A 20,110-nucleotide genomic window follows, 5' to 3' on the forward strand; every position below is an offset into this window, starting at 1 on the left:
ACGCGCGTGAACGATTTCCCCACTCCCACCCCGTCCAAGCTAGCCCAACGGCTGCTGACGACCGACGCACACACCCAATGGATGCTCAAGCTCATCCTGCTCGGTGGCGCACTGTATGGATTCAACACGGTGCTGTGCTGGTTTGCCATGGAGCATGGCCTGATTGACCGCCACGTAGGCAGACTGCTGCTGGGCGTGCTGCCAGCCGGCCCCTTGTGTTTCTTCGTGCTGGTGCGCAGGGGCCTGTCCCGAGCCTTCCGCGACCCATCCCTGGTGATGGTGCAAGCGCTTTTCTGCCTGCTGACCATCGCGATCGGCTATGTGGGTGTGATCCGCGAGTTGCGCGGCGGTGTGCTCATCATCGTGCCGCTGGTGCTGATGTTTGGGCAGTTCACGCTGCAGCCGGCCCAACTGAGCCGACTGGGCCTGTCCGCCATCGCCCTGTTGACAGCCGCATTGCTGGTCTGGTGGACATGGCACCCCGAAGACGTCAACCTGAGCATGGATGTGACGCAACTGCTCTACATCAGCGGTGTCACCCTGCTCACATCACGCATCGCGCAGATCGTCAGCCGCTGGCGCATCACGCTGGAACACAACCGCAGCGAACTGGCGTCCGCACTGGTGCGCGTCAATGACCTGGCCACCCGCGACGATCTAACCGGGCTGCCCAACCGACGCCACATGCTGACCCTCATTGAGGATGCCCTGGCAAAGGAACGCGCTGCCAGCACGCCTTTCAGCCTGGCCTTGCTGGATCTGGACCATTTCAAGCTGTTCAACGACCGCCATGGCCACCAGGTGGGCGACGAGGCACTGCGCCACTTTGCACAGGTGGCCCAAGACAATCTGCGCGATTCGGACACCCTGGCCCGCTGGGGCGGCGAGGAATTCCTGCTGCTTTGCAACGGCAGCGGCATCGAGCAGGCCTCAATCGGGCTGGAACGCTTCAGACACCAGCTTTGCCATAACCCCATTCATACGGAAGACCAAAAACTGGTGGTGACCTATTCTGCAGGTATCGCTGAGCACAAGCCTGATGAGCCCATCAACGATCTATTGACCCGTGTGGACCAGGCGCTATATGACGCCAAAGCGCAGGGGCGCAATAGAACAGTACGCAGCACCTGATTCCAGAGCGGGGTGACAGCCCTCGGCAAATATTGATATACACTTGACCACAATACAAACAAAGGACTCACGCGGCACACAAAGAGTCCTGGCATGCAGGGAGTTTTCATTGATATCGCCAGCCTCATACCGCCCAGACATTGACGGGCTCCGCGCCTTGGCGGTTATATCTGTGGTCTTGTTTCATGCATTCCCCAACGCCATACCAGGCGGATTCATTGGCGTTGACATTTTCTTTGTGATATCTGGATTCCTGATTACCAGCATCATATTGAAGGGGTTGACCAACAAGAACTTCTCCTTCCTTGATTTCTACACACACCGAACCCGCAGAATATTCCCGGCACTCATTGCCGTGCTGAGCTGCACTTATGTATTCGGTTATGCCACTCTACTACCTGATGAACTGAAATCCCTCGGGGAGCATTTGGCAAGTGGCGCCATTTTCATCGAAAATTTTCAGCTTCAGAATGAGATCGGCTACTTCGACCAAGCCATTGAAGTAAAGCCTCTGATGCACCTTTGGTCTCTGGCCATAGAGGAGCAATTTTATATAATATACCCGCTCTTTCTATGGGCGATGTCAGCCCTGCGCATTTCACCCATCATCAGCATCGGCTCCGTGGGCATTGCATCGTTTACCTACAATATATTAGCAACCAGCCAACCCGATGCGCAGGCATATTACCTGCCACAAACACGTTTCTGGGAATTGCTTGCTGGCGGCATTCTGGCATCAGTTCAACACACCAATAAAGCCATCAACCCAAATAGTACACACCCCATCAAGCTCTCACCGCACAGAGTGTTTACTCAATTTTTCAGCAACATCGCCGGCAGTGCAGGACTGGCTCTGCTACTGGCATCCTTGTGGATAGTAGACAGTCAAAAACCTTTCCCTGGCTGGTGGGCACTGCCACCGGTCTTGGGAACAATACTGATTATTCTTTCCGGCCCTCAAACCTTCGGAAACCGGTGGCTGCTTGGCAACAGATGGATGGTATGGGTCGGATTGATCAGCTACCCGATCTATTTGTGGCACTGGCCAATTCTGGCATTTTCCAGGATCATTCAATCGACCCCACCATCCACATCACAAAAATGGGTATTTTTGGCACTGACCGTAGCGCTAGCGTGGTTAACATATAAATTCATTGAATCACCTATGCGATTCAAGCACAAAGGTTGGAAAATCACAGCCAGCTTGTGCCTTGGCCTCGTAGCGTGCGCTGCCATCGGCTCATACTCTGACAAACGCAACGGCCTCCCATATCGAATCCTGCATGGCTCAGCAAGCACCAACGCATTCATATGGCCCCAATCGGCCAAATATGACCCCCAATGCGATGCACTGAATCTGCCTTTTCATGCCAAGTTTTGCCAGACTACCGGAAAACCCGATCCGGAAACCATGCTGATTGGAGACTCCCACGCCAACCGTCTTGGCTTAGGCTTGAAAGAATATTTCAACCAGATCAATGGCCATTTCCTGCAGCTAGGCGAGCCTGGGTGCCTGCCATTCTTTGATGTCAAACGAACAGGCAATCGAATGACATACAAATGCACAGAGATCATGAACCAGGCGCTCCAACTTGCCATATCTTCGGCTGAAGTCAAGACTGTCATTCTGTCGAGCCGCGGCGCACTGCATGTAGAAGGCCATGGATTCGGCCCACAGGAAGAGCGTTTTGACTCCAGAATTACCCGCCCAGACTTGGCAGATGACACCCCGAACCCCGCGGTATTCGAACAAGCCATGCGCGACACACTGCAAAAACTGACTGCAGCCCATAAAGCCGTGGTCTTTGTCATCGATGTCCCAGAGTTGGACTTCGACCCGCTGAGTTGCGTCGATATCCCTACTCCGTCCATGACCCGCCGTGCACAACACCCCTCCTGTGACATACCCAGGCCTGCCGTAGATCAACGCAACAAACCCTATTGGGACCTCGTTCGTAAGGTAACGAACGACTTTCCGTCGGTTCGGGTGTTCTCGCCCATACCCTACCTCTGCGACGCAAGCACCTGCCGTGCAAGAGCAGTCGAGGGGTTGCTCTACACCGACAACCACCACCTGTCGACTATCGGCTCGAAGCTCATAGCTGACGCCCTGGTTCGAGAGATGAAATTACACTGATGCGGCGAGGATCAGGCTCGCCTGCACCAAGCGCTCGTCGTAACATTCACGACTGACACATCTGGCTTCTGTTTCATGGATCTGGTCTTCCCCCACACCTTCGTGCCGTGGTTCCGCTCGGTGGCCCCGCACATCCACGCCCACCGCGGCAAGACCTTCGTGGTCGGGCTGTCTGGCGAACTGGTTGCTGCAGGCAAGCTCGGCAACTTCGTGCAGGACCTCGCGCTCATGCATGCCATGGGCATCAAGATCGTGCTGGCGCACGGCTTCCGCCCTCAACTCGAAGAGCAACTTCGTGCCAAGGGGCAGACATCCCGCTTCAGCCACGGCATGCGCATCACCGACTCCGTGGCGCTGGACTGCGCGCAAGAGGCCGCCGGCCAGTTGCGCTACGAAATCGAAGCCGCGTTCTCACAAGGGCTGCCCAATACGCCAATGGCAGGCGCCTCGGTGAGTGTCATCTCCGGCAATTTCGTCACCGCACGCCCGGTCGGCATCGTCGATGGGGTCGACTTCATGCATACCGGCCTGGTGCGCAAGATCGACGCCATGGCCATTCGCCGCTCCATCGACACCGGGGCGCTCGTGATGCTGTCGCCCTTCGGTTTCTCTCACACCGGCGAGGCTTTCAACCTCAGCATGGAAGACGTGGCCACCAGTGCCGCCATCGCCTTGCAGGCCGACAAGCTGGTCTTCGTGACCGAGGTGCGCGGCATCCTGCAAAGCATCGTGCAGTACCCGGACAAGGCCGTCGAACTGGAAGCCAACCAGAACGACCCGGACGAAGAGGTAGACCAGGAACTGGCCCTGGCTGACGCGAAGCGCCTGCTGGCCGCGCTGCCCAACCCGCTGCAACCGACCGACACCGGCTTTTACCTGCAACACGCAGTCAAAGCCGCTGAAGGCGGGGTCGAGCGGGTCCACATCATCCCGTTCAAGGTCGATGGCGCCCTGCTGATGGAGGTGTTCACCCATGATGGCGTGGGCACCATGATCGTCGACGAGAAGCTCGAAAGCCTGCGCGAGGCCAGCTCGGATGACGTCGGCGGCATCCTGCAACTGATCGAACCATTCGAGCGCGACGGCACACTGGTCAAGCGCAGCCGCACGGAAATCGAACGCGATGTGAACCAGTACACCGTGATCGAGCACGACGGCGTGATCTTCGGCTGCGCCGCGCTCTACCCCTTCCCCGAAGCCAGCACGGCCGAGATGGCTGCGCTCACGATCTCGCCCTCGGTTCAGGGCCAGGGCGATGGCGAACGCATCCTCAAGCGAATCGAGCAACGTGCTCGGGCAATGGGCTTATCTTCACTGTTTGTATTGACAACGCGTACCATGCACTGGTTCATCAAACGTGGCTTTGCCCCGGTTGACCCCGACTGGCTGCCCGAAGCGCGCAAACGCAATTACAAATGGGACCGGCGCTCTCAGGTGCTGGTCAAGCCACTCAAGTGATTTCTCATCTGGACTGACGACAATATGGCACGCACCATCCACTGCAAGCACCTCGACAAGGAAGCCGAAGGCCTGGATTTCGCACCGTACCCGGGCGAGCTGGGCAAGCGCATTTACAACGACATCAGCAAGGAAGCCTGGCAGTTGTGGTTGAAGCACCAGACCATGCTGGTGAACGAAAACCGCCTGAACCTGGCTGACGCCCGTGCGCGCCAGTATCTGGCCCGCCAGATGGAGCAGTTCTTCTTCGGCGCTGGTGCCGAACAGGTACAAGGCTACGTACCACCTGCAGCCTGATCAGCCTCGATCAACCACAAAAAAGCCGGCATCAGCCGGCTTTTTGCTTCTACATCACACGGGAAGCTCAATTGCTGGGCATCAGGAAATCGCGGCTGACGCCGAAGCCCAGGTCGCTGACTCGGTCAAGGAACTGCGTCAGATACGCGTGCAGACCCGTGGCCATGATTTCATCGATGCGACCGTATTGCAGGTCAGCGCGCAGGCGGCCTGCGCGGCGGATGGTTTCGTCGCTGTGGTCGTTGGCCACGGCGCGCAGATTGGTCACCACCTCGTTCATGCTGGCCAGCAGCGAGCGCGGCATGTCGGCCCGCAGAATCAGCAACTCGGCCACCTTTTCCGGACGGATCACGTTGCGGTAGACCTTGCGATAGATCTCGAAGGCCGAGACCGAGCGCAACACGGCAGACCAGTGATAGAAGTCGACTTCCTTGGTTTCGTTGCCTGCACCTGAACCAAAGAACTCGGTATCCAGACCATGGAACTTCACGTCGAGCAACCGAGCGGTGTTGTCGGCACGCTCCAGGAAGGTCCCAATGCGCTGGAAGTGGAAAGACTCGTCCTGCAGCATGGTGCCCAAGGTCACACCCCGTGACAGGTGCGAGCGGAATTTCACCCACTCGAACAGGTCGGCCGGGTCTTTCTGCAGGGCATTGGTCTTGAGCAGGCGGTTGAACTCCAGCCAGGTGTGGTTCATGGTTTCCCACACTTCGGTCGTCAGCGCACCGCGCACCGCACGGGCATTTTCGCGGGCTGCCTTCAGGCAGCACAGGATGCTCGACGGGTTGTTCGGATCGCTGACCATGAAGGTCGTGACGTCCGTCGCGTTGATGGTCTCAAAACGGCTCGAATACTGGCCCAGCAGTTCACTGATGCTCAGCAAGCCTTTCCAGCCCTGCAGGGCAGCTTCGCTGGACTGGGGCAACAACGCTGCCTGGTAGTTGACGTCAAGCAGACGAGCCGTGTTTTCGGCCCGCTCCATGTAACGGGCCATCCAGAACAGGTGGTCAGCGGTACGAGAAAGCATACGGGACTCCGTTCGGGGAGTATGGAGGTTCAGTTCGGCGCCGTGGTAACCACCAGAGCGGTCATCCGGCTGGAAAGGTGAAGTCTGGGCGCGAGAGCCGTCATAGCGCATGGCCACAACCCTTTCATGATTCGAGAACCCAGGTGTCCTTGGTGCCACCGCCTTGCGAGCTGTTGACCACCAGCGAACCTTCTTTGAGCGCCACGCGGGTCAGACCGCCAGGCACCATCTGCACGGTCTTGCCGGACAGCACGAAGGGGCGCAGGTCGATGTGCCGCGGTGCGATGCCGGATTCGACGAAGGTCGGGCAAGTCGACAGCGACAGCGTCGGCTGCGCGATGTAATTCGAGGGGTTGGCCAGCAGGGCCTGGCGGAACTCTTCGATCTGGGCCTTGGTGGACGCAGGGCCCACCAGCATGCCGTAGCCCCCTGCCCCGTGCACTTCCTTGACCACCAGTTCGCCCAGGTTGTCCAGGGTGTACTTCAGATCATCCTTTTCACGGCAGACGTAGGTCGGCACGTTGTGCAGGATGGGTTTCTCGCCCAGATAGAACTCGATCATCTTGGGCACATAGGGGTAGATCGACTTGTCGTCGGCGATCCCCGTACCGAAGGCATTGGCCAGCGTGACATTACCCGCGCGGTAGGCGCGCAGCAAACCAGCCACACCCAGCGAAGAGTCCTTGCGGAACACCTCGGGGTCCATGAAGTCGTCGTCCACACGGCGGTAGATCACATCGACACGCTGCGGACCGCGGGTGGTGCGCATGTAGACGAAGTCATCCTTGACGAACAGATCCTGACCTTCGACCAGCTCGATACCCATCTGCTGCGCCAGGAAGGCGTGCTCGAAGTAGGCCGAGTTGTACATGCCTGGTGTCAACACCACGGCCGTGGGCTCGTTGACCGAAGCCGGCGCCACCGAGCGAAGGGTGTCGAGCAGCAAGTCGGGGTAATGCGCGACCGGCGCAATGCGGTTCTCTGCAAACAGGTCAGGGAACAGGCGCATCATCATCTTGCGGTTTTCGAGCATGTAGCTCACACCGCTGGGCACGCGCAGGTTGTCTTCCAGCACGTAGTAGGTGCCCGAACCGTCGGGGTTGCAGGCCCGCACGATGTCGATGCCCGAGATGATCGAATAGATGCCACCGGGTACATCCAGCCCCATCATCTCCTTGCGGAACTGGGCATTGTTGAGGACCGGCTCGGCTGGCACGACCCCCGCCTTGAGGATTTCCTGGTCGTGGTAGATGTCCTGCAGGAAACGGTTGAGAGCGGTGACCCGTTGCTTGAGGCCCTTTTCCATCTCGCGCCATTCTGCGGCCGGGATGATGCGGGGTATCAGGTCAAACGGGATCAGGCGCTCGGTGCCTGCGCCGGTTTCATCCTTGTCGCCGTAGACGGCAAAGGTGATCCCGACACGCCGGAAGATCATCTCGGCTTCCTCTCGGCGGGACTGCATGAGCTCGCGAGGCTGCCGAGCCAACCAGCGCTCGTAGGTCTTGTAATGGTCGCGCACCTGGGCGCTGCTGACGTTCATTTCGTCGAAGAATCGCATTCACTTCGTCCCGTCAGGGGTCCCTTGAAAACAGCGGTCAGTCTGAGCAATGCACAGAGTGTGCCAACCCTGATTGCCGCAGGGTTGACTTGGCACAGGTTTCGGGCGCCACGCCACACAAAAGTGCGACATGAATCAAATGTGGTGCATTTGACCTATTCGACCACATGATCAGACAGTAATCGCGTCGTCACGCGCACCAACAAGGTGTGCCGGCCGCCACCTCGGATCACGCCGCGCAGCGGCGTGACATCGCCGAAATCGCGTCCATGGGCCACGCGTACGTGTTGCGTGCCCGGAATGCAGTCGTTGGTCGGGTCCAGATCCAGCCAGTCATCAGCCAGCGCTTGCCCCAGGCCGGGGCACCAGACGCTGATCCAGGCATGAGAGGCATCAGCCCCCACCATGGCAGGCTGCCCTGCGGGAGGCCGTGTGAGCAGGTAACCACTGACATAGCGCGCAGCCAGACCGCAGGCACGCAGGCAGCCCAGCATCAGATGGGCGAAGTCCTGACACACCCCCTTGCGGCGCTCGAACACATCGAGAATGGGGGTGGAGATGTCGGTGGAAGCCGGGGCGTAGGTGAAGTCGGCGTGGATGCGTTGCATCAGTTCGATGGCCCCCTCGGCCAAAGGCCAGTCGTCACGCAGGGACTGCATCGCGTATTCACGCAATTCTTCGTGCAGGGGCACGAATGGCGAGGTGAAGGCAAACTCGCTGGCCGCCTGAAAGGTCCCATCTGCGCGGTAACGCAACAGCTCACGCACCTCGCCACAGGTCTGGCTCTGGTCCGCCTTCAGGCCATGATAGCGGTCAACCACCGATACGACGCTGCGCGCCACCACACAGAGCTCGCTGTGTGCCGCGTTGAGGGCGAAATAGGCCCGGCTGTTGCCAAAGCCATCGCTACGGGTGCTGTGCTGGGCGGGCTCAGGCTCGACATCCATCTCGAACATCTCAAGGCTCTGACCGGCATCGCTCAAGGGCCGCAAACAGGCAATGTGCTGCGCCATCTCGACCGGATGGGCATAGCGGTAGGTCGTTTCGTGCTCGACACTCAGCCGTGCAGTGGGCGTGGGGTGGTCCATCAGGCGCTCACCATCTGTTCGTTGGGCTCGGCGTGGGCAAAGTAGATGCGGCCCAGCTCATCAGACAAGCGCCAACCGGCCTCGATCAGCCGTTGCGACAGATTGAGCATCGCAATTTCACCCAGCAAGGGCTCACAAAGCTCTTCCAGGCTCATGCCAACCCCCTCTTGGGGCAAGAGCGCCAACAAGTCATCACGGGTACCGCGGTCGGGCAGCTTGCCCAGCTCTGTGCGCAGGCGGCGCAACACACAAGCCAGCGCCCGCGGATTGGCTTCGTCCAGCACCAGCAACGCCACCAGCGCGGGCAACTCCAGCCGACGCTGGAAGCGCGCGCGGAAGGTGATGGTGCTGTCAAACAGCACCAGCAAGAGATCGAACCCCTTGTGGCTGTGGACTGCATGATGCAGCCAGAAAGCCTTGAGGAAGCTGGCGTAGCCAATGAGGCGCTCGATCAGTCGACCCACGGTGAGCAGGCGCCAGCCAGCATCGCGGGTCATGCGGTCGGTCTGGGCGCCCGTGACGGCAGCCAGTTGCATGGCGAGGTTGTCCAGCGCCATGTCGGCCTTGAACAGGTCTGGCAGGCGTGCCAGGGCATCGTCGTCACCGTGCAGGCGGTCCTTGAAGTCCGACCCCATGTCGCGCAACAGACGCCAATGCTCAGGCGACAGCCGCTCGCGCAGAGCCTGGGCCACACGCTCCAGCGAGGTCAGGTTGAAGGCGATGCTGTAGGCGCCTTGCGTGGCCTGGCGATCGGCCAGCGCCTCCACCACCGCCCGTTCGAACACCCTGGGCGATTTGGCCAGACTGGGCGTTTCACGAGGGGCCAGCCCGTTGTAGATGGCCAGGTCGGTCAGGGCCTCCCCCACATCGGGGTCGGCATCTTCGTCATCGGACAGCACGCTGGCAAGGCCGCGCATCAGGCGGAGTTGCAATTCAGTGCGCTCGGTATAGCGCCCCATCCAGAACAGGTTTTCACCGATGCGGCTGGCAACCGGGCGCTGCCGCTGCAGCAGTTCGTCAAGCTTGACCGACTGCTTGAGCATCGAGAAGGTATCCACCGGGCCGTCGGTCATCACCCAGGTATCGAGGCTGGAGCCGCCCAACTGCATTGACACAGGGCCTGCGTCACGGGTGGCAATGCGTGTCATGCCACCTGGCAGCACCTGCCAGCCACCACGCCCGTCAGCCAGGGCATAAACACGCAAGGATGCGCCTCGCATGGTGCACTGCCCCTGCGCCCACACCGGGGCCTGTGGATAGGGCACAAAGGTCTGAACGGTGTGCGCCTCCAGGTTGTGTGCAATGCGCCGGTGCCAGTTTTCCAGTGATTCGGGCGACAAGGAGCGCCCTATCACCGCATCGAAATGCTGGTTCGGGTAGGTCGCGCGGATGACCTGATCCTCCAGGTTCGGCTCGACCTCATGCCAGGCGGCCTCTTCGCCGCACCACCAGGTCGGCAGGGATGGCAGAGACAGGTCTTCACCCAGCAAATGGCGAGACAAGGCCGGCAAGAAGCCGTGGATGGCGGGTGACTCCAGAAAGCCCGTACCCAGCGCATTGGCCATCACCACATTGCCTGCGCGCACAGCCTGCATCAACCCAGGCACCCCAAGCGTGGAGTCGGAGCGCAACTCGAGCGGGTCGCAGAAATCGTCGTCCAGCCGGCGCAGCAGCCCGTGGATGGGCTCCAGCCCCTGCACGGTCTTCAAATACAACCGCTCGTCGCGCACGATCAGGTCGCCACCTTCAACCAGCGGCACACCCAGATAGCGCGCCAGGTAGGCCTGCTCGAAATAGGTTTCGTTGAAGGGGCCCGGCGTCAGCAGCGCCAGGCGAGGCGACTCACCCTGGGCACAAGGTTCGGCCAGCATCTGCACCGTGTCGAGCAAACGCCGGAAGCCACTGGCCAGATGCTGCACGTTGAGCGCCCGGAAGGCCTCGGGAAACAGCCGCGAGACGATCAGGCGGTTCTGCATGACGTAGCCCAGCCCCGATGGTGCCTGGGTACGCTGCGAGACGACCCACCAGTTGCCGTCCGGGCCGCGGGCCATGTCAAACGCCATCAGGTGCAGGTAGATGCCCCCACGCGGCTGGGTGCCACGCAAAACCCGCAGGTACCCCGGATGGCCCTGAATCAGCGCAGCCGGCAGCAGGTTCTGCTGCAGCAGAGATTGATCGCCGTAGATGTCACTGGCGATCTGGTTGAGCAGATGGGCGCGCTGGGCCACGCCCTTTTCAAGCGCACGCCAGTCGTCAGCCGAAATCAGATAGGGCAACACCTCCAGTGACCAGGGACGGGTCATGCCATCTGGCGAGCTGTAGACGTTGTAGGTGATGCCGTCTTCGTGGATCTGGCGTCCCAGCAGGTCCTGACGCTGGGTCAGGTCATCCAGCGGGCCACCCAGGTTACGGGCGAACGCCTGCCATGCGGGGCGCAGGCTGCCATCGGCCTCGCGCAGCTCGTCGTAATGCCCTGCCTCAGCCGGCCGGGCACGGCGCAAAAGCGCCTCCGCGGTCACGGAAGGATCGGGCTCGTCGTCGAACAGCTGCAAAGAAGACATTAAAAATAAAAAAGGGGCAATTCACATGAACTGCCCGTATTGTCGGAGAAGACAGTGGTGTCCGGCGCTGGGGGCAGCCCGCCCCCGCCCGGTCAAGTGTCAGATACCACCGATCTTGGTCGCCCGCAGGTCCAGCGTGAGCGGATGCTCGATGCCGGGCTTGAGTGGCTTGATGTTCATCACGCCCGGGGTATGCCCCATGCGGAAGAACCGTGACAGACGCCGACTTTCGGCCTCGTACGAATTGATTGGGAAGGTATCGTAATTGCGTCCACCTGGGTGAGCCACATGATACTGGCACCCGCCCACCGAGCGCTTGAGCCAGCTGTCGACCAGGTCGAACACCAGCGGCGCATCAACCCCGATGGTGGGGTGCAGGCACGACGGCGGTTGCCAGGCGCGGTAGCGCACACCCGCCACGTACTCGCCGACACGCCCCGTGGGGTGCAAAGGCACGACTTGGCCGTTCACCGTCACGACATGGCGGTTGCCATTGAGACCGGTGGCGCGCACCTCCAGACGCTCCATCGACGAGTCCACATAGCGAACCGTTCCTCCTGGAGCCCCCTCTTCACCCATGACGTGCCAGGGCTCCAGGGCCCCACGCAGGGTCAGGCGCACGCCCGACACGGCCACTTCACCGATGTATGGGAAGCGGAACTCGAAGTGGGGGGCGAACCACTCGCGCTGGAACTCAAAGCCACCCTGAGCCAGTTCGGCCAGCACGTCGTCGAAATCCTGCTCGACAAAGCTCGGCAGCATGAAGCGATCATGCAGGCCGGTGCCCCAACGGGTCAGGCGCTGTGCACCGTGGCCCTTGTAGGGCTCGCGCCAGAACCACGCCACCAGCGAGCGCAACAACAACTGCTGCACCAGGCTCATGCGGGCATGGGGCGGCATCTCGAACGCACGCAACTCCAGCAGACCCAGGCGGCCGGTGGGGCCGTCGGGCGAGTACAGCTTGTCGATACAGAACTCGCTGCGGTGGGTGTTGCCGGTCGCGTCGATGAGCAGGTTGCGCAGCGTGCGGTCGATCATCCAGGGCGGGCACTGGTTCCAGATGGCCATCTGGCGCTCGATTTCCTGCAGGCCCAGCTCGACCTCGTAGACCTGATCGGTACGGGCCTCGTCCACACGCGGCGCCTGGCTGGTGGGGCCGATGAACAGCCCCGAGAACAGATAGGACAAGGACGGGTGGTTGTGCCAGAAGGTCAGCAGGCTCGACAACAGGTCGGGGCGGCGCAGGAAGGGGCTGTCCGACGGCGTGGCACCACCCAGCACAAAGTGGTTGCCACCACCCGTGCCGGTATGCCGACCATCCACCATGAACTTCTCGGTCGACAGACGGGTTTCATGGGCGGCCTGGTACAGGAACTCGGTGTGATCGACCAGTTCGTCCCAGTTCGACGCTGGATGGATGTTCACCTCGATCACACCGGGGTCAGGAGTGACCTGCAGCAGCTTGAGGCGGGCATCGCGCGGCGGCGGGTAGCCTTCCAGCACGATCTGGTAGCGCAGGTCGGCGGCTGTGGCTTCCACCGCTGCCAACAGGTCGAGGTAATCGTCCAGGCTGGTCAAGGGTGGCATGAAGACGTACATGACGCCTCCACCCTGGCCTTCGGTCTCGACCTTGGGGCCACTGGCGCGATCCGGGTTGCGCACTTCCACGCACAAAGCCGTACGGGTGATCCAGTGGGCCGATTCGAAACGACTGGGCACGCGACTCGTGTCGACATTCGTCGCCGTAGCGGGGCCGGCTGCGCCGAGAACCGGGTTGGCGCGCAGGTTGCCCCACTCGCCATTTTGTGCGGCGCCACCCAGGCCAGTGACGGTCTGACCCTGCACAGAAACCGCCCCGCCCTGTGCAAAACCAGCCCCCACCTGGTGGGAACCGTACTGCGCACGCAGCATGGCGTTGTCTGCCAGATCAGGCTTGGGCGCAAAGGGGTCGTGCTCGTGCATGAAGGGGTAGTCGCCCTTGGAGACCCAAGGCAGCGAATCCAGCGGCAGCCGGTAGCCCATGGACGAGTCACCGGGGATCAGGTACATGCGCTCATCACGGAAGAACCAGGGTCCGGTCACCCAGGCAGGACCGCTCATGCCGACGTTCCAGTCGCGCTTGAGGGGCAAGGCATAGCCCACCACGTGCTTGAGACCCTGGTCATAGACCCGGCGCAGGCGCACGCGCTCCAGCTCGTCATCCACGCGGGAATCCAAGGGGTCGACGTTCACCGGCAGTCGACGCTCACGCCACAGGTAGTACCAGGTGTCTTCGTAACCGGGCTGGATGAACGACGGGCCCACGCCCAGCCGGATCGCCAGGGAGTCGATGAAACGCTTGGCGTCCTCGCTGGTGTAGACCGGGCTGGTGCGCTCGTCGGCGAACAGGCTGGGGTCATGCCAGCACGGGCGCCCATCGGTGCGCCAGAAGATCGACAGGGCCCAGCGCGGCAACTGCTCGCCGGGATACCACTTGCCTTGCCCGAAATGCAGGAAGCCCCCCTTGCCGTAACGCTCACGCAGCTTGTGAACCAGGCTGGTGGCCAGGCCACGCTTGGTCGGGCCCAGGGCATCGGTGTTCCATTCAGCGCCTTCGCGGTCATCCACAGACACGAAGGTGGGCTCACCACCCATGGTCAGGCGCACATCGCCTTGCTGCAGCGTGGCATCGACGGCCTTGCCCAGGATCTGAATGTCCTGCCACTGGTCTTCGGTGTAAGGCTTGGTCACCCGCGGCGACTCATAGATGCGTGTCACGCTCATGGCGTGCTCGAACTCGACCTTGCACTCATCGACCGCGCCGGTCACTGGCGCAGCCGTCGTGGGCTCGGGTGTACAGGCCACCGGGATATGGCCTTCACCGGCCAACAGACCGGAGGTCGGGTCCAGACCGATCCAGCCAGCCCCGGGCAAATAAACCTCACACCAGGCGTGCAGGTCGGTGAAGTCAACATCGGTGCCCGAGGGGCCGTCCAGCGCAGCCACGTCGGCCTTCAACTGGATCAGGTAGCCCGACACGAAACGGGCGGCCAGCCCCATGTGGCGCAAGGTCTGCACCAGCAGCCAGCCGGTGTCGCGACAGGAGCCCGACTTCAATGTGAGGGTCTGCTCCGGCGTTTGCACCCCTGGCTCCATGCGGATCGTGTAAGCAATGTCGTGCTGCAGGCGCTGGTTCAGGCCGACCAGGAAGTCGATGGTGCGGACTTCGGAGCGGTCGATCGTGTCGATGAACGCCTGGAAGGCAGGTGTAGGCTCATCCTTGACCAGATAGGGCGCCAGATCGTGCTTCAGGCCCGCTTCATAGGTGAAGGGATAGTTCTCGGCCTCCGGCTCCAGGAAGAAGTCGAAGGGGTTGTAGACGGCCATCTCGGCCACCACATCGACCGTGATCTTGAATTCCTGGGTCTGCTCGGGAAAGACCAGACGGGCCAGGTGGTTGGAGAACGGATCCTGCTGCCAGTTGATGAAGTGGTTGGCAGGCTCGACCTTGAGCGAGTAGGACAGGATGCGTGTACGGCAATGGGGCGCCGGTCTGAGCCGGACCACCTGTGGAGACAGATTGACCAGACGGTCGTAACGGTAGTGCGTGACGTGGTTCAGGGCGACATGAATAGACACACAGATCTCCGGACAAATCAGCGATCAGTTCGCTTATGACAAAAACATGAGCAAGTTACGGGCCACCAACTTGGTGCATCCCATCAGTGCCCCCACCATGCCATCAGCATGGGCAACAGCAAGGCTGTCAGCAAGCCATTCATGCCCATGGCCAGGGCCGCAAAGGCGCCACAGGTCTCGCTGATCTGCAGCGCCTTGGAGGTGCCAATGGCGTGAGCGCAGGTACCGTAGGCCATGCCATGTGCAGCCTCGTCACCCGGGGCCAGCTTCGGCAGCAACCAGGGCCCGATGACGGCACCGAGCAAACCAGTCACCAGCACGATGGTCGAGGCAATGGGCGCCGATGCGCCGATCTCCTGAGCCAGCACCAATGCCAGCGCCGTCGTGACAGATTTCGTACTCATGGCCTTGGCCAGGGCCACACCACCGCCCAGCAGCAACACCAGCATCATGGCCGACACAGCCGCCACCACACTGCCCACCACCAGGCCAGCCATCAGGGCGCGCCAGCGGGCGCCCAACTGCTTGAGCTCGCCATACAGGGGCACCGCCAGGGCCACGATCGCAGGACCCAGCAACCAATGCAGGAAACGGGTCGATTCGAAATAGTCGTGATAGGACAGACCCAGCGTCTTCAACACGATGATGACGATGGCCACCGCCATGATGAGCGGGTGAACAAGAGGCGACTGCCCTGCCCGCCGGTACATCCAGTTGCCAGCCGCATAAGCGGCCAGGGTCAGAAACAACGGAAACAGGGCGTGATGCACCACAGCCTGCCCCGCATGCAGCCAGACATCGGCGTTCATGTGTCGCTCCTGTCATCCCAACGGCGCATCAGGCGAATGGTCCACACTGTCGCGGCCATCCCCAGCACCACACTGACCACCAGCGCCACCACCAGAGGCAGCCATGCGGCTTTCAACACGTCCCATTGCTCCATCACGCCCACACTGATCGGCACCAGCAACAGCGGCACCAGCATCAACATGGCATTGCCTGCCTGCCGAACCTGAGGCATGCGCCCCGCTCGCAGAATCATCGCGACCAGCACCATGGCCATCCCGACCACCGAGCCCGGCACAGGCAGGCCCGTCAGGACCACCAAAGCCTCGCCCAGCAGTTGGCACCCCAGCAGCAGAACCAGCCCCGGAATCATGGCCGCACCTCACATCGGGCGCAGCGCCCCCTCAACCTGACACAGGGAGTGAAACCGGGGCGCAATCGCATGGTTGACCGAAAACAGCAGTGCGGAAGCTGACGATTGTGCCAGCGTCTACTGTGACTCAGGCCGATGACACCGTGGTGACGGCCATGCGACGGCTGATGGCACGCGCCAACTCGTCAGCCCAGAAAGCATAGGCTGGCGCAGCGGGATGGAAGCCATCTCGTGCCACAAAGGCCGGCTGCAGAGGGAAGCGCGCATGCACCACCTCGCATTCGGGGTGATGACGAACGAGTTCGGGCAAGAGGCGGTTGAGCCACAAGGCCCGTTGCCCCAGATACCACCGCAAGGGCTGCGGCAAGGCCGGGAAGACATGCATGGGCGGCACCTCGGACAACAACAGATGCCGTGCATGGAAGCGCTCTGCCAGCAGGCAGACCAGCTCATTCTGTTCTGACAGCCAGGCATCAGGCTCGACCATCGAGGTCACGTCATTGACACCCAGCGATGTGACCACCACGTCGAAACGATCGTCGGGCATGGCCCGTATCTGTTGCAGCACATCGTCGGTGGTCTGACCCGTACGGGCGAGCATCTTCCACTCCACCCGGTACCGGCTGCCCAGAGCCCGCAGCAATTGGCCGGACAGGGCCTCGGACTGGGTACTGACACCCACACCCGCAGCAGCCGAGTCTCCCAGAATCAGCAACCTCAAAGTGGGGCCGGCACCTGCCACCCCCTCTCGCGGCCCAGGCGGCTCAGGCAACACCGGGGTGACACGCCTTACCCAGCGCCCCTGAAACAGCAGCACAGGCGCAAGCAACAGTCGAACCAGCAGATCAGGCATCAGCACCCCGGATGGTCAGCCAACATGAAACAGCTGTTTATTTATAACGCTGTCATGTAAAGCACATGACATGCCGAGCTCATTTCTGGGTCGATGAATCACGGATGACGTTGCCAGCCAACGCTTGCGTGCCGGTCACGATCATGCGCACCATCTGCGAGACCTGATCAACCCACTCTTTCTGACGGCTCTCCGGCATCTCCATGGCAGAGCCGCCCATGGCAAACACCAGCCGCGTGATGGCCTTGGCCGTCAGCGCCGGCTCGTACAAGCCCGTGCGATGCGCCTTGGCCAGCCGGATCAGATCCAGCCGCAACTCTTCTTCGAAGAAATTGAGCTGGCGGTCCACCGCCTGCTTGAAGGCATCCGACCCGACAGTACCTTCACGCAGCAGAATGTGCATGAGTTTGTCGTCGGCACGCATCTGGTCCATGAACGCCTCGACCGAGCCCCGTACCACACTGCCATGGGTGGTCGCCCGCTGGCGAGCCAGGCCAATGATCTGGCGCAAAGATTGTCCAGCCAGATCGATGAGCGCCACAGAAAGCTCGTCCATGTCGCGAAAATGTCGGTAGAAGCTGTTGGGCGCAATGCCCGCCTCTCGAGCCACCTCACGCAGACTGAGCGTCGACAGGCTGCGGTGCGGGCCCAGCAGCTTGAGCGCGGCGGCAATGATGTCATCGCGCGAAATGACTGCCTTGCGCCCAGGCGATGTCGTCGCGTGGTGACTGCTGTCGGCTGTCAAAGATGACGGGCTGGGCTGTTGAAACGTCATGGCTGCGTCAAATAGAACTGACACCATTATCTATACAAATTGATGCACAGCTGTATAGACAGATGTCTTTTATCGTATACTTTCAAGTAGCCGAATGATTGTCGGAGTATCTGTGTCCACATCCGTATCTACCCAAGGCCCGCTGGCCCGCCTGATTCAACCCCTGGTTGATTCGTCCGTTTTCGACTTTTGGGCCGGACACATCAACCCTGCCTGGTCGTGGTCACGTGCGCTCGCCCGCGTGGTCGAGCGCCGTGTCGAAGCACACGACGCCGTGACGCTCGTGCTCAAGCCCAATCGTCACGTGGGCGGCTTTGTTGCCGGCCAGCACGTGAACGTGGGCGTGGAGGTCAATGGCCGCCGCGTGACCCGCAGCTACAGCCTCAGCAACGCACCGCGTCGTGATGGCCGCCTGGAAATCACCATCAAGCATGTGCCTGGTGGCGTGGTCAGTACCCATCTGTGCCAGCACCTGAAGGTGGGCGACGTGCTGGAAATCGGGCCCGCGTTTGGTGAGCTGACCCTGCCAGCCAAGCCTGAAGGTGCCTGGTTGTTTCTGGCTGCCGGCAGTGGCATCACCCCGCTGATGAGCCTGATCCGCCAACTGGCCCACCAGAACATGCCGGTGAACCTGACGCTGGCTTACTGGGCCCGGACCCGCGCTGATGTGTGTTTCGCACGCGAGTTGCAGGAACTGGCCCAGCGTTACCCTCGCTTCAAGCTGCACCTCATCCTGACACGCGAACCGCACCGCCTGGCTGACGAATTGTCTGGCCGCATCAGCAGCGCGTTGCTGACACAGATGGTGGACAACCTGGGCGAGCAGCAGATCTACGCTTGCGGCCCTGGTGGTTTTGTAGAGTCTGCCCGCGCCGTGACTGGCGCAGCTCAGCTGTTCAAGGCCGAGGCCTTTACCCCTGCGACCCCGATCAATCTGCACCAAGGCAACGAAACGGTGCAGCTCAAGCTCAACCGCAGCGGCAAGACCTTGACCGTGCCGGCTGGCCTGTCCCTGCTGTCAGCCCTGGAGGCGCAAGGGGTGCACCCTCGCCACGGTTGCCGCATGGGCATCTGCCATACCTGTGTCTGCACCAAGCTGGAAGGCACGGTAGAAGACACCTACACCGGCGACCGAGACGCCGAACCCGACACGACGGTACGCATCTGCGTCAGCCGTCCCTGTACCGACATTTCCCTTGACCTCTGAAGCACGCGCAACATGAGCAACATTCAGAACCGCACTCTCTCCCCCGAAGAACTGGAACGCTTTGGCGCCGAAATCGACGCCTTGCGTGCCCGCACGGTGGCCGACCTGGGCGAACGGGATGCACGCCACATCCGCCGTGTGGCGGCGGCCGTGCGCTACCTGGAACTGGGTGGCCGCGCCCTGCTGATGGCGGGCATCTTCCTGCCTGAAACCTGGCTGTTTGCCGCCTGGCTGACGGGCGCCATCATGCTGGGCCTGTCGAAGATCCTCGACAACATGGAACTGGGCCACAACGTCATCCATGGTCAGTACGACTGGATGGGCGACCCCAAGTTCAACGGCAAGACCTTCGAATGGGACATCGTGGCCACCAGCGACAACTGGCGTCACACCCATAACTACAAGCACCACACCTACTGCAATGTGCAGGGCATGGACGACGACATCGGCTACGGTGTGATGCGCCTGTTCCCTGAACAGCGCTGGTCGCCGGTCTACCTGCTGCAGCCCATCTACGCCATCATCTTTGCGCTGATGTTCCAGTGGGGCGTGGCCATCCAGAACCTCAAGCTGGGTCGTCTGTTCACGGGCCACACCACACCGGCCAGACTGGCTCGTCAGGCCCGCCCGGTGGGTCGCAAGGTGGCACGCCAGCTGATCAAGGACTACGTGGTCTTCCCCTTGCTGGCCCTGCCGAGCTTCTGGTCCGTCTTCACTGGCAACCTGGTGGCCAACGGCATTCGCAACATCTGGACCTACACCATCATCTTCTGCGGCCACTTCACCAGCAATGTGCAGCTCTTCCCTGCCAAGGTGCTGAAGAACGAAAGCCGCGGTCACTGGTATCTGCGCCAGATCCGCGGGTCGTCGAACCTGACGGGCGGCAAGTTGATGGACCTGCTGTCGGGCAACCTCAGCAACCAGATCGAGCACCACCTCTTCCCTGACGTGCCGGCCAACCGCTATGCCGAAATGGGCAAGCAGGTGCGCGAGATCTGTGCCCGCTATGGCATCTACTACAACACCGGCTCGCTGTTCACCCAGTTCGGTCAGGTGATCTGGCGCATCATCCGCCACGCCTTCCCAAGCCGCCCGCAACGCCAGCTGGCTGCAGCGTGATAGCTGGTTAACACCATCAAGGAAAACCTGGGGGAAGGACTGACAGCCACCTGACACATCGAATGGATCGGATTGCCTATCGTTCAACGGCAATCAATCCAGACGACAACGAGGTGACTGCT

The 20,110-nt window shown here is 61.3% G+C and carries 15 protein-coding genes; 6 read left to right on the forward strand and 9 right to left on the reverse strand.

Going from position 1 to position 20,110, the window contains the following annotated elements; genetic code table 11:
• Nucleotides 1-6: 6 nt before the first annotated feature.
• From ACE3PH_RS13995 to ACE3PH_RS14010, 4 genes are all read left to right on the forward strand, one after another.
• Nucleotides 7-1,131 (forward strand): GGDEF domain-containing protein, encoded by a 1,125-nt coding sequence (locus ACE3PH_RS13995; RefSeq protein ID WP_374320114.1) that lies wholly within the window; start codon nucleotides 7-9, stop codon nucleotides 1,129-1,131.
• A gap of 109 nt (nucleotides 1,132-1,240) precedes the next feature.
• Nucleotides 1,241-3,268 (forward strand): acyltransferase family protein, encoded by a 2,028-nt coding sequence (locus ACE3PH_RS14000; RefSeq protein ID WP_374320233.1) that lies wholly within the window; start codon nucleotides 1,241-1,243, stop codon nucleotides 3,266-3,268.
• Between the two features lie 75 nt (nucleotides 3,269-3,343).
• On the forward strand, nucleotides 3,344-4,726 hold the full coding sequence (gene argA / locus ACE3PH_RS14005) for an amino-acid N-acetyltransferase (RefSeq protein ID WP_374320116.1): 1,383 nt from the start codon (nucleotides 3,344-3,346) through the stop codon (nucleotides 4,724-4,726).
• Between the two features lie 24 nt (nucleotides 4,727-4,750).
• On the forward strand, nucleotides 4,751-5,023 hold the full coding sequence (locus ACE3PH_RS14010; protein WP_374320118.1) for an oxidative damage protection protein: 273 nt from the start codon (nucleotides 4,751-4,753) through the stop codon (nucleotides 5,021-5,023).
• A 67-nt stretch (nucleotides 5,024-5,090) separates the two neighbouring features.
• Here the strand turns inward: ACE3PH_RS14010 and ACE3PH_RS14015 are convergent, their stop codons facing one another.
• The 9 genes from ACE3PH_RS14015 to fabR all read right to left on the reverse strand — a co-directional run bounded on the left by ACE3PH_RS14015 (nucleotide 5,091) and on the right by fabR (nucleotide 17,662).
• The gene (locus ACE3PH_RS14015; protein WP_374320121.1) at nucleotides 5,091-6,050 is read right to left on the reverse strand and encodes an alpha-E domain-containing protein; all 960 of its coding nucleotides are present in this window, start codon (nucleotides 6,048-6,050) and stop codon (nucleotides 5,091-5,093) included.
• A gap of 124 nt (nucleotides 6,051-6,174) precedes the next feature.
• A complete protein-coding gene (locus tag ACE3PH_RS14020; RefSeq protein WP_374320124.1) occupies nucleotides 6,175-7,608 on the reverse strand; it encodes a circularly permuted type 2 ATP-grasp protein in 1,434 nt (477 codons plus the stop codon).
• 155 nt (nucleotides 7,609-7,763) lie between these two features.
• Complete coding sequence (locus ACE3PH_RS14025) at nucleotides 7,764-8,696, reverse strand: transglutaminase N-terminal domain-containing protein (protein WP_374320126.1); 933 nt, start codon at nucleotides 8,694-8,696, stop codon at nucleotides 7,764-7,766.
• Nucleotides 8,696-11,257, reverse strand: coding sequence for a circularly permuted type 2 ATP-grasp protein (locus tag ACE3PH_RS14030; protein ID WP_374320129.1), 2,562 nt, complete (start codon nucleotides 11,255-11,257; stop codon nucleotides 8,696-8,698). Before ACE3PH_RS14030 ends, ACE3PH_RS14025 begins: the two co-directional genes overlap by 1 nt.
• A 99-nt stretch (nucleotides 11,258-11,356) precedes the next feature.
• Nucleotides 11,357-14,875: a DUF2126 domain-containing protein gene (locus tag ACE3PH_RS14035; protein ID WP_374320132.1), complete on the reverse strand. Its 3,519-nt coding sequence runs from the start codon at nucleotides 14,873-14,875 to the stop codon at nucleotides 11,357-11,359.
• A gap of 83 nt (nucleotides 14,876-14,958) precedes the next feature.
• Entirely contained in the window at nucleotides 14,959-15,684 is a 726-nt protein-coding gene (locus ACE3PH_RS14040) for an LrgB family protein (protein ID WP_374320135.1), read from the reverse strand.
• Nucleotides 15,681-16,034 (reverse strand): CidA/LrgA family protein, encoded by a 354-nt coding sequence (locus ACE3PH_RS14045; RefSeq protein WP_374320137.1) that lies wholly within the window; start codon nucleotides 16,032-16,034, stop codon nucleotides 15,681-15,683. Before ACE3PH_RS14045 ends, ACE3PH_RS14040 begins: the two co-directional genes overlap by 4 nt.
• A 127-nt stretch (nucleotides 16,035-16,161) precedes the next feature.
• Complete coding sequence (locus ACE3PH_RS14050; protein WP_374320139.1) at nucleotides 16,162-16,887, reverse strand: SGNH/GDSL hydrolase family protein; 726 nt, start codon at nucleotides 16,885-16,887, stop codon at nucleotides 16,162-16,164.
• Nucleotides 16,888-16,966: 79 nt separating this feature from the next.
• Nucleotides 16,967-17,662: an HTH-type transcriptional repressor FabR gene (gene fabR / locus ACE3PH_RS14055; RefSeq protein WP_374320142.1), complete on the reverse strand. Its 696-nt coding sequence runs from the start codon at nucleotides 17,660-17,662 to the stop codon at nucleotides 16,967-16,969.
• Between the two features lie 112 nt (nucleotides 17,663-17,774).
• Here fabR and ACE3PH_RS14060 point away from each other — a divergent pair, with 112 nt between their 5' ends.
• Together ACE3PH_RS14060 and ACE3PH_RS14065 are read left to right on the forward strand one after the other, a co-directional pair.
• Nucleotides 17,775-18,869 (forward strand): ferredoxin reductase, encoded by a 1,095-nt coding sequence (locus ACE3PH_RS14060; RefSeq protein WP_374320144.1) that lies wholly within the window; start codon nucleotides 17,775-17,777, stop codon nucleotides 18,867-18,869.
• A 12-nt stretch (nucleotides 18,870-18,881) separates the two neighbouring features.
• Complete coding sequence (locus tag ACE3PH_RS14065; protein ID WP_374320147.1) at nucleotides 18,882-19,988, forward strand: fatty acid desaturase; 1,107 nt, start codon at nucleotides 18,882-18,884, stop codon at nucleotides 19,986-19,988.
• Nucleotides 19,989-20,110: the final 122 nt, after the last annotated feature.

The sequence above is a fragment of the Aquabacterium sp. genome (genome assembly GCF_041909175.1).
GTDB lineage: Bacteria > Pseudomonadota > Gammaproteobacteria > Burkholderiales > Burkholderiaceae_C > Aquabacterium.

Coding starts and splice junctions, on each gene's coding strand:
- ACE3PH_RS14040 (WP_374320135.1), bottom strand. CDS start 15,684: ATGAACGCCGATGTCTGGCTGCATGCGGGGCAGGCTGTGGTGCATCAC.
- fabR (WP_374320142.1), bottom strand. CDS start 17,662: ATGACGTTTCAACAGCCCAGCCCGTCATCTTTGACAGCCGACAGCAGT.
- ACE3PH_RS14045 (WP_374320137.1), bottom strand. CDS start 16,034: ATGATTCCGGGGCTGGTTCTGCTGCTGGGGTGCCAACTGCTGGGCGAG.
- argA (WP_374320116.1), top strand. CDS start 3,344: ATGGATCTGGTCTTCCCCCACACCTTCGTGCCGTGGTTCCGCTCGGTG.
- ACE3PH_RS14050 (WP_374320139.1), bottom strand. CDS start 16,887: ATGCCTGATCTGCTGGTTCGACTGTTGCTTGCGCCTGTGCTGCTGTTT.
- ACE3PH_RS14030 (WP_374320129.1), bottom strand. CDS start 11,257: ATGTCTTCTTTGCAGCTGTTCGACGACGAGCCCGATCCTTCCGTGACC.
- ACE3PH_RS14010 (WP_374320118.1), top strand. CDS start 4,751: ATGGCACGCACCATCCACTGCAAGCACCTCGACAAGGAAGCCGAAGGC.
- ACE3PH_RS14015 (WP_374320121.1), bottom strand. CDS start 6,050: ATGCTTTCTCGTACCGCTGACCACCTGTTCTGGATGGCCCGTTACATG.
- ACE3PH_RS14065 (WP_374320147.1), top strand. CDS start 18,882: ATGAGCAACATTCAGAACCGCACTCTCTCCCCCGAAGAACTGGAACGC.
- ACE3PH_RS14020 (WP_374320124.1), bottom strand. CDS start 7,608: ATGCGATTCTTCGACGAAATGAACGTCAGCAGCGCCCAGGTGCGCGAC.
- ACE3PH_RS14025 (WP_374320126.1), bottom strand. CDS start 8,696: ATGGACCACCCCACGCCCACTGCACGGCTGAGTGTCGAGCACGAAACG.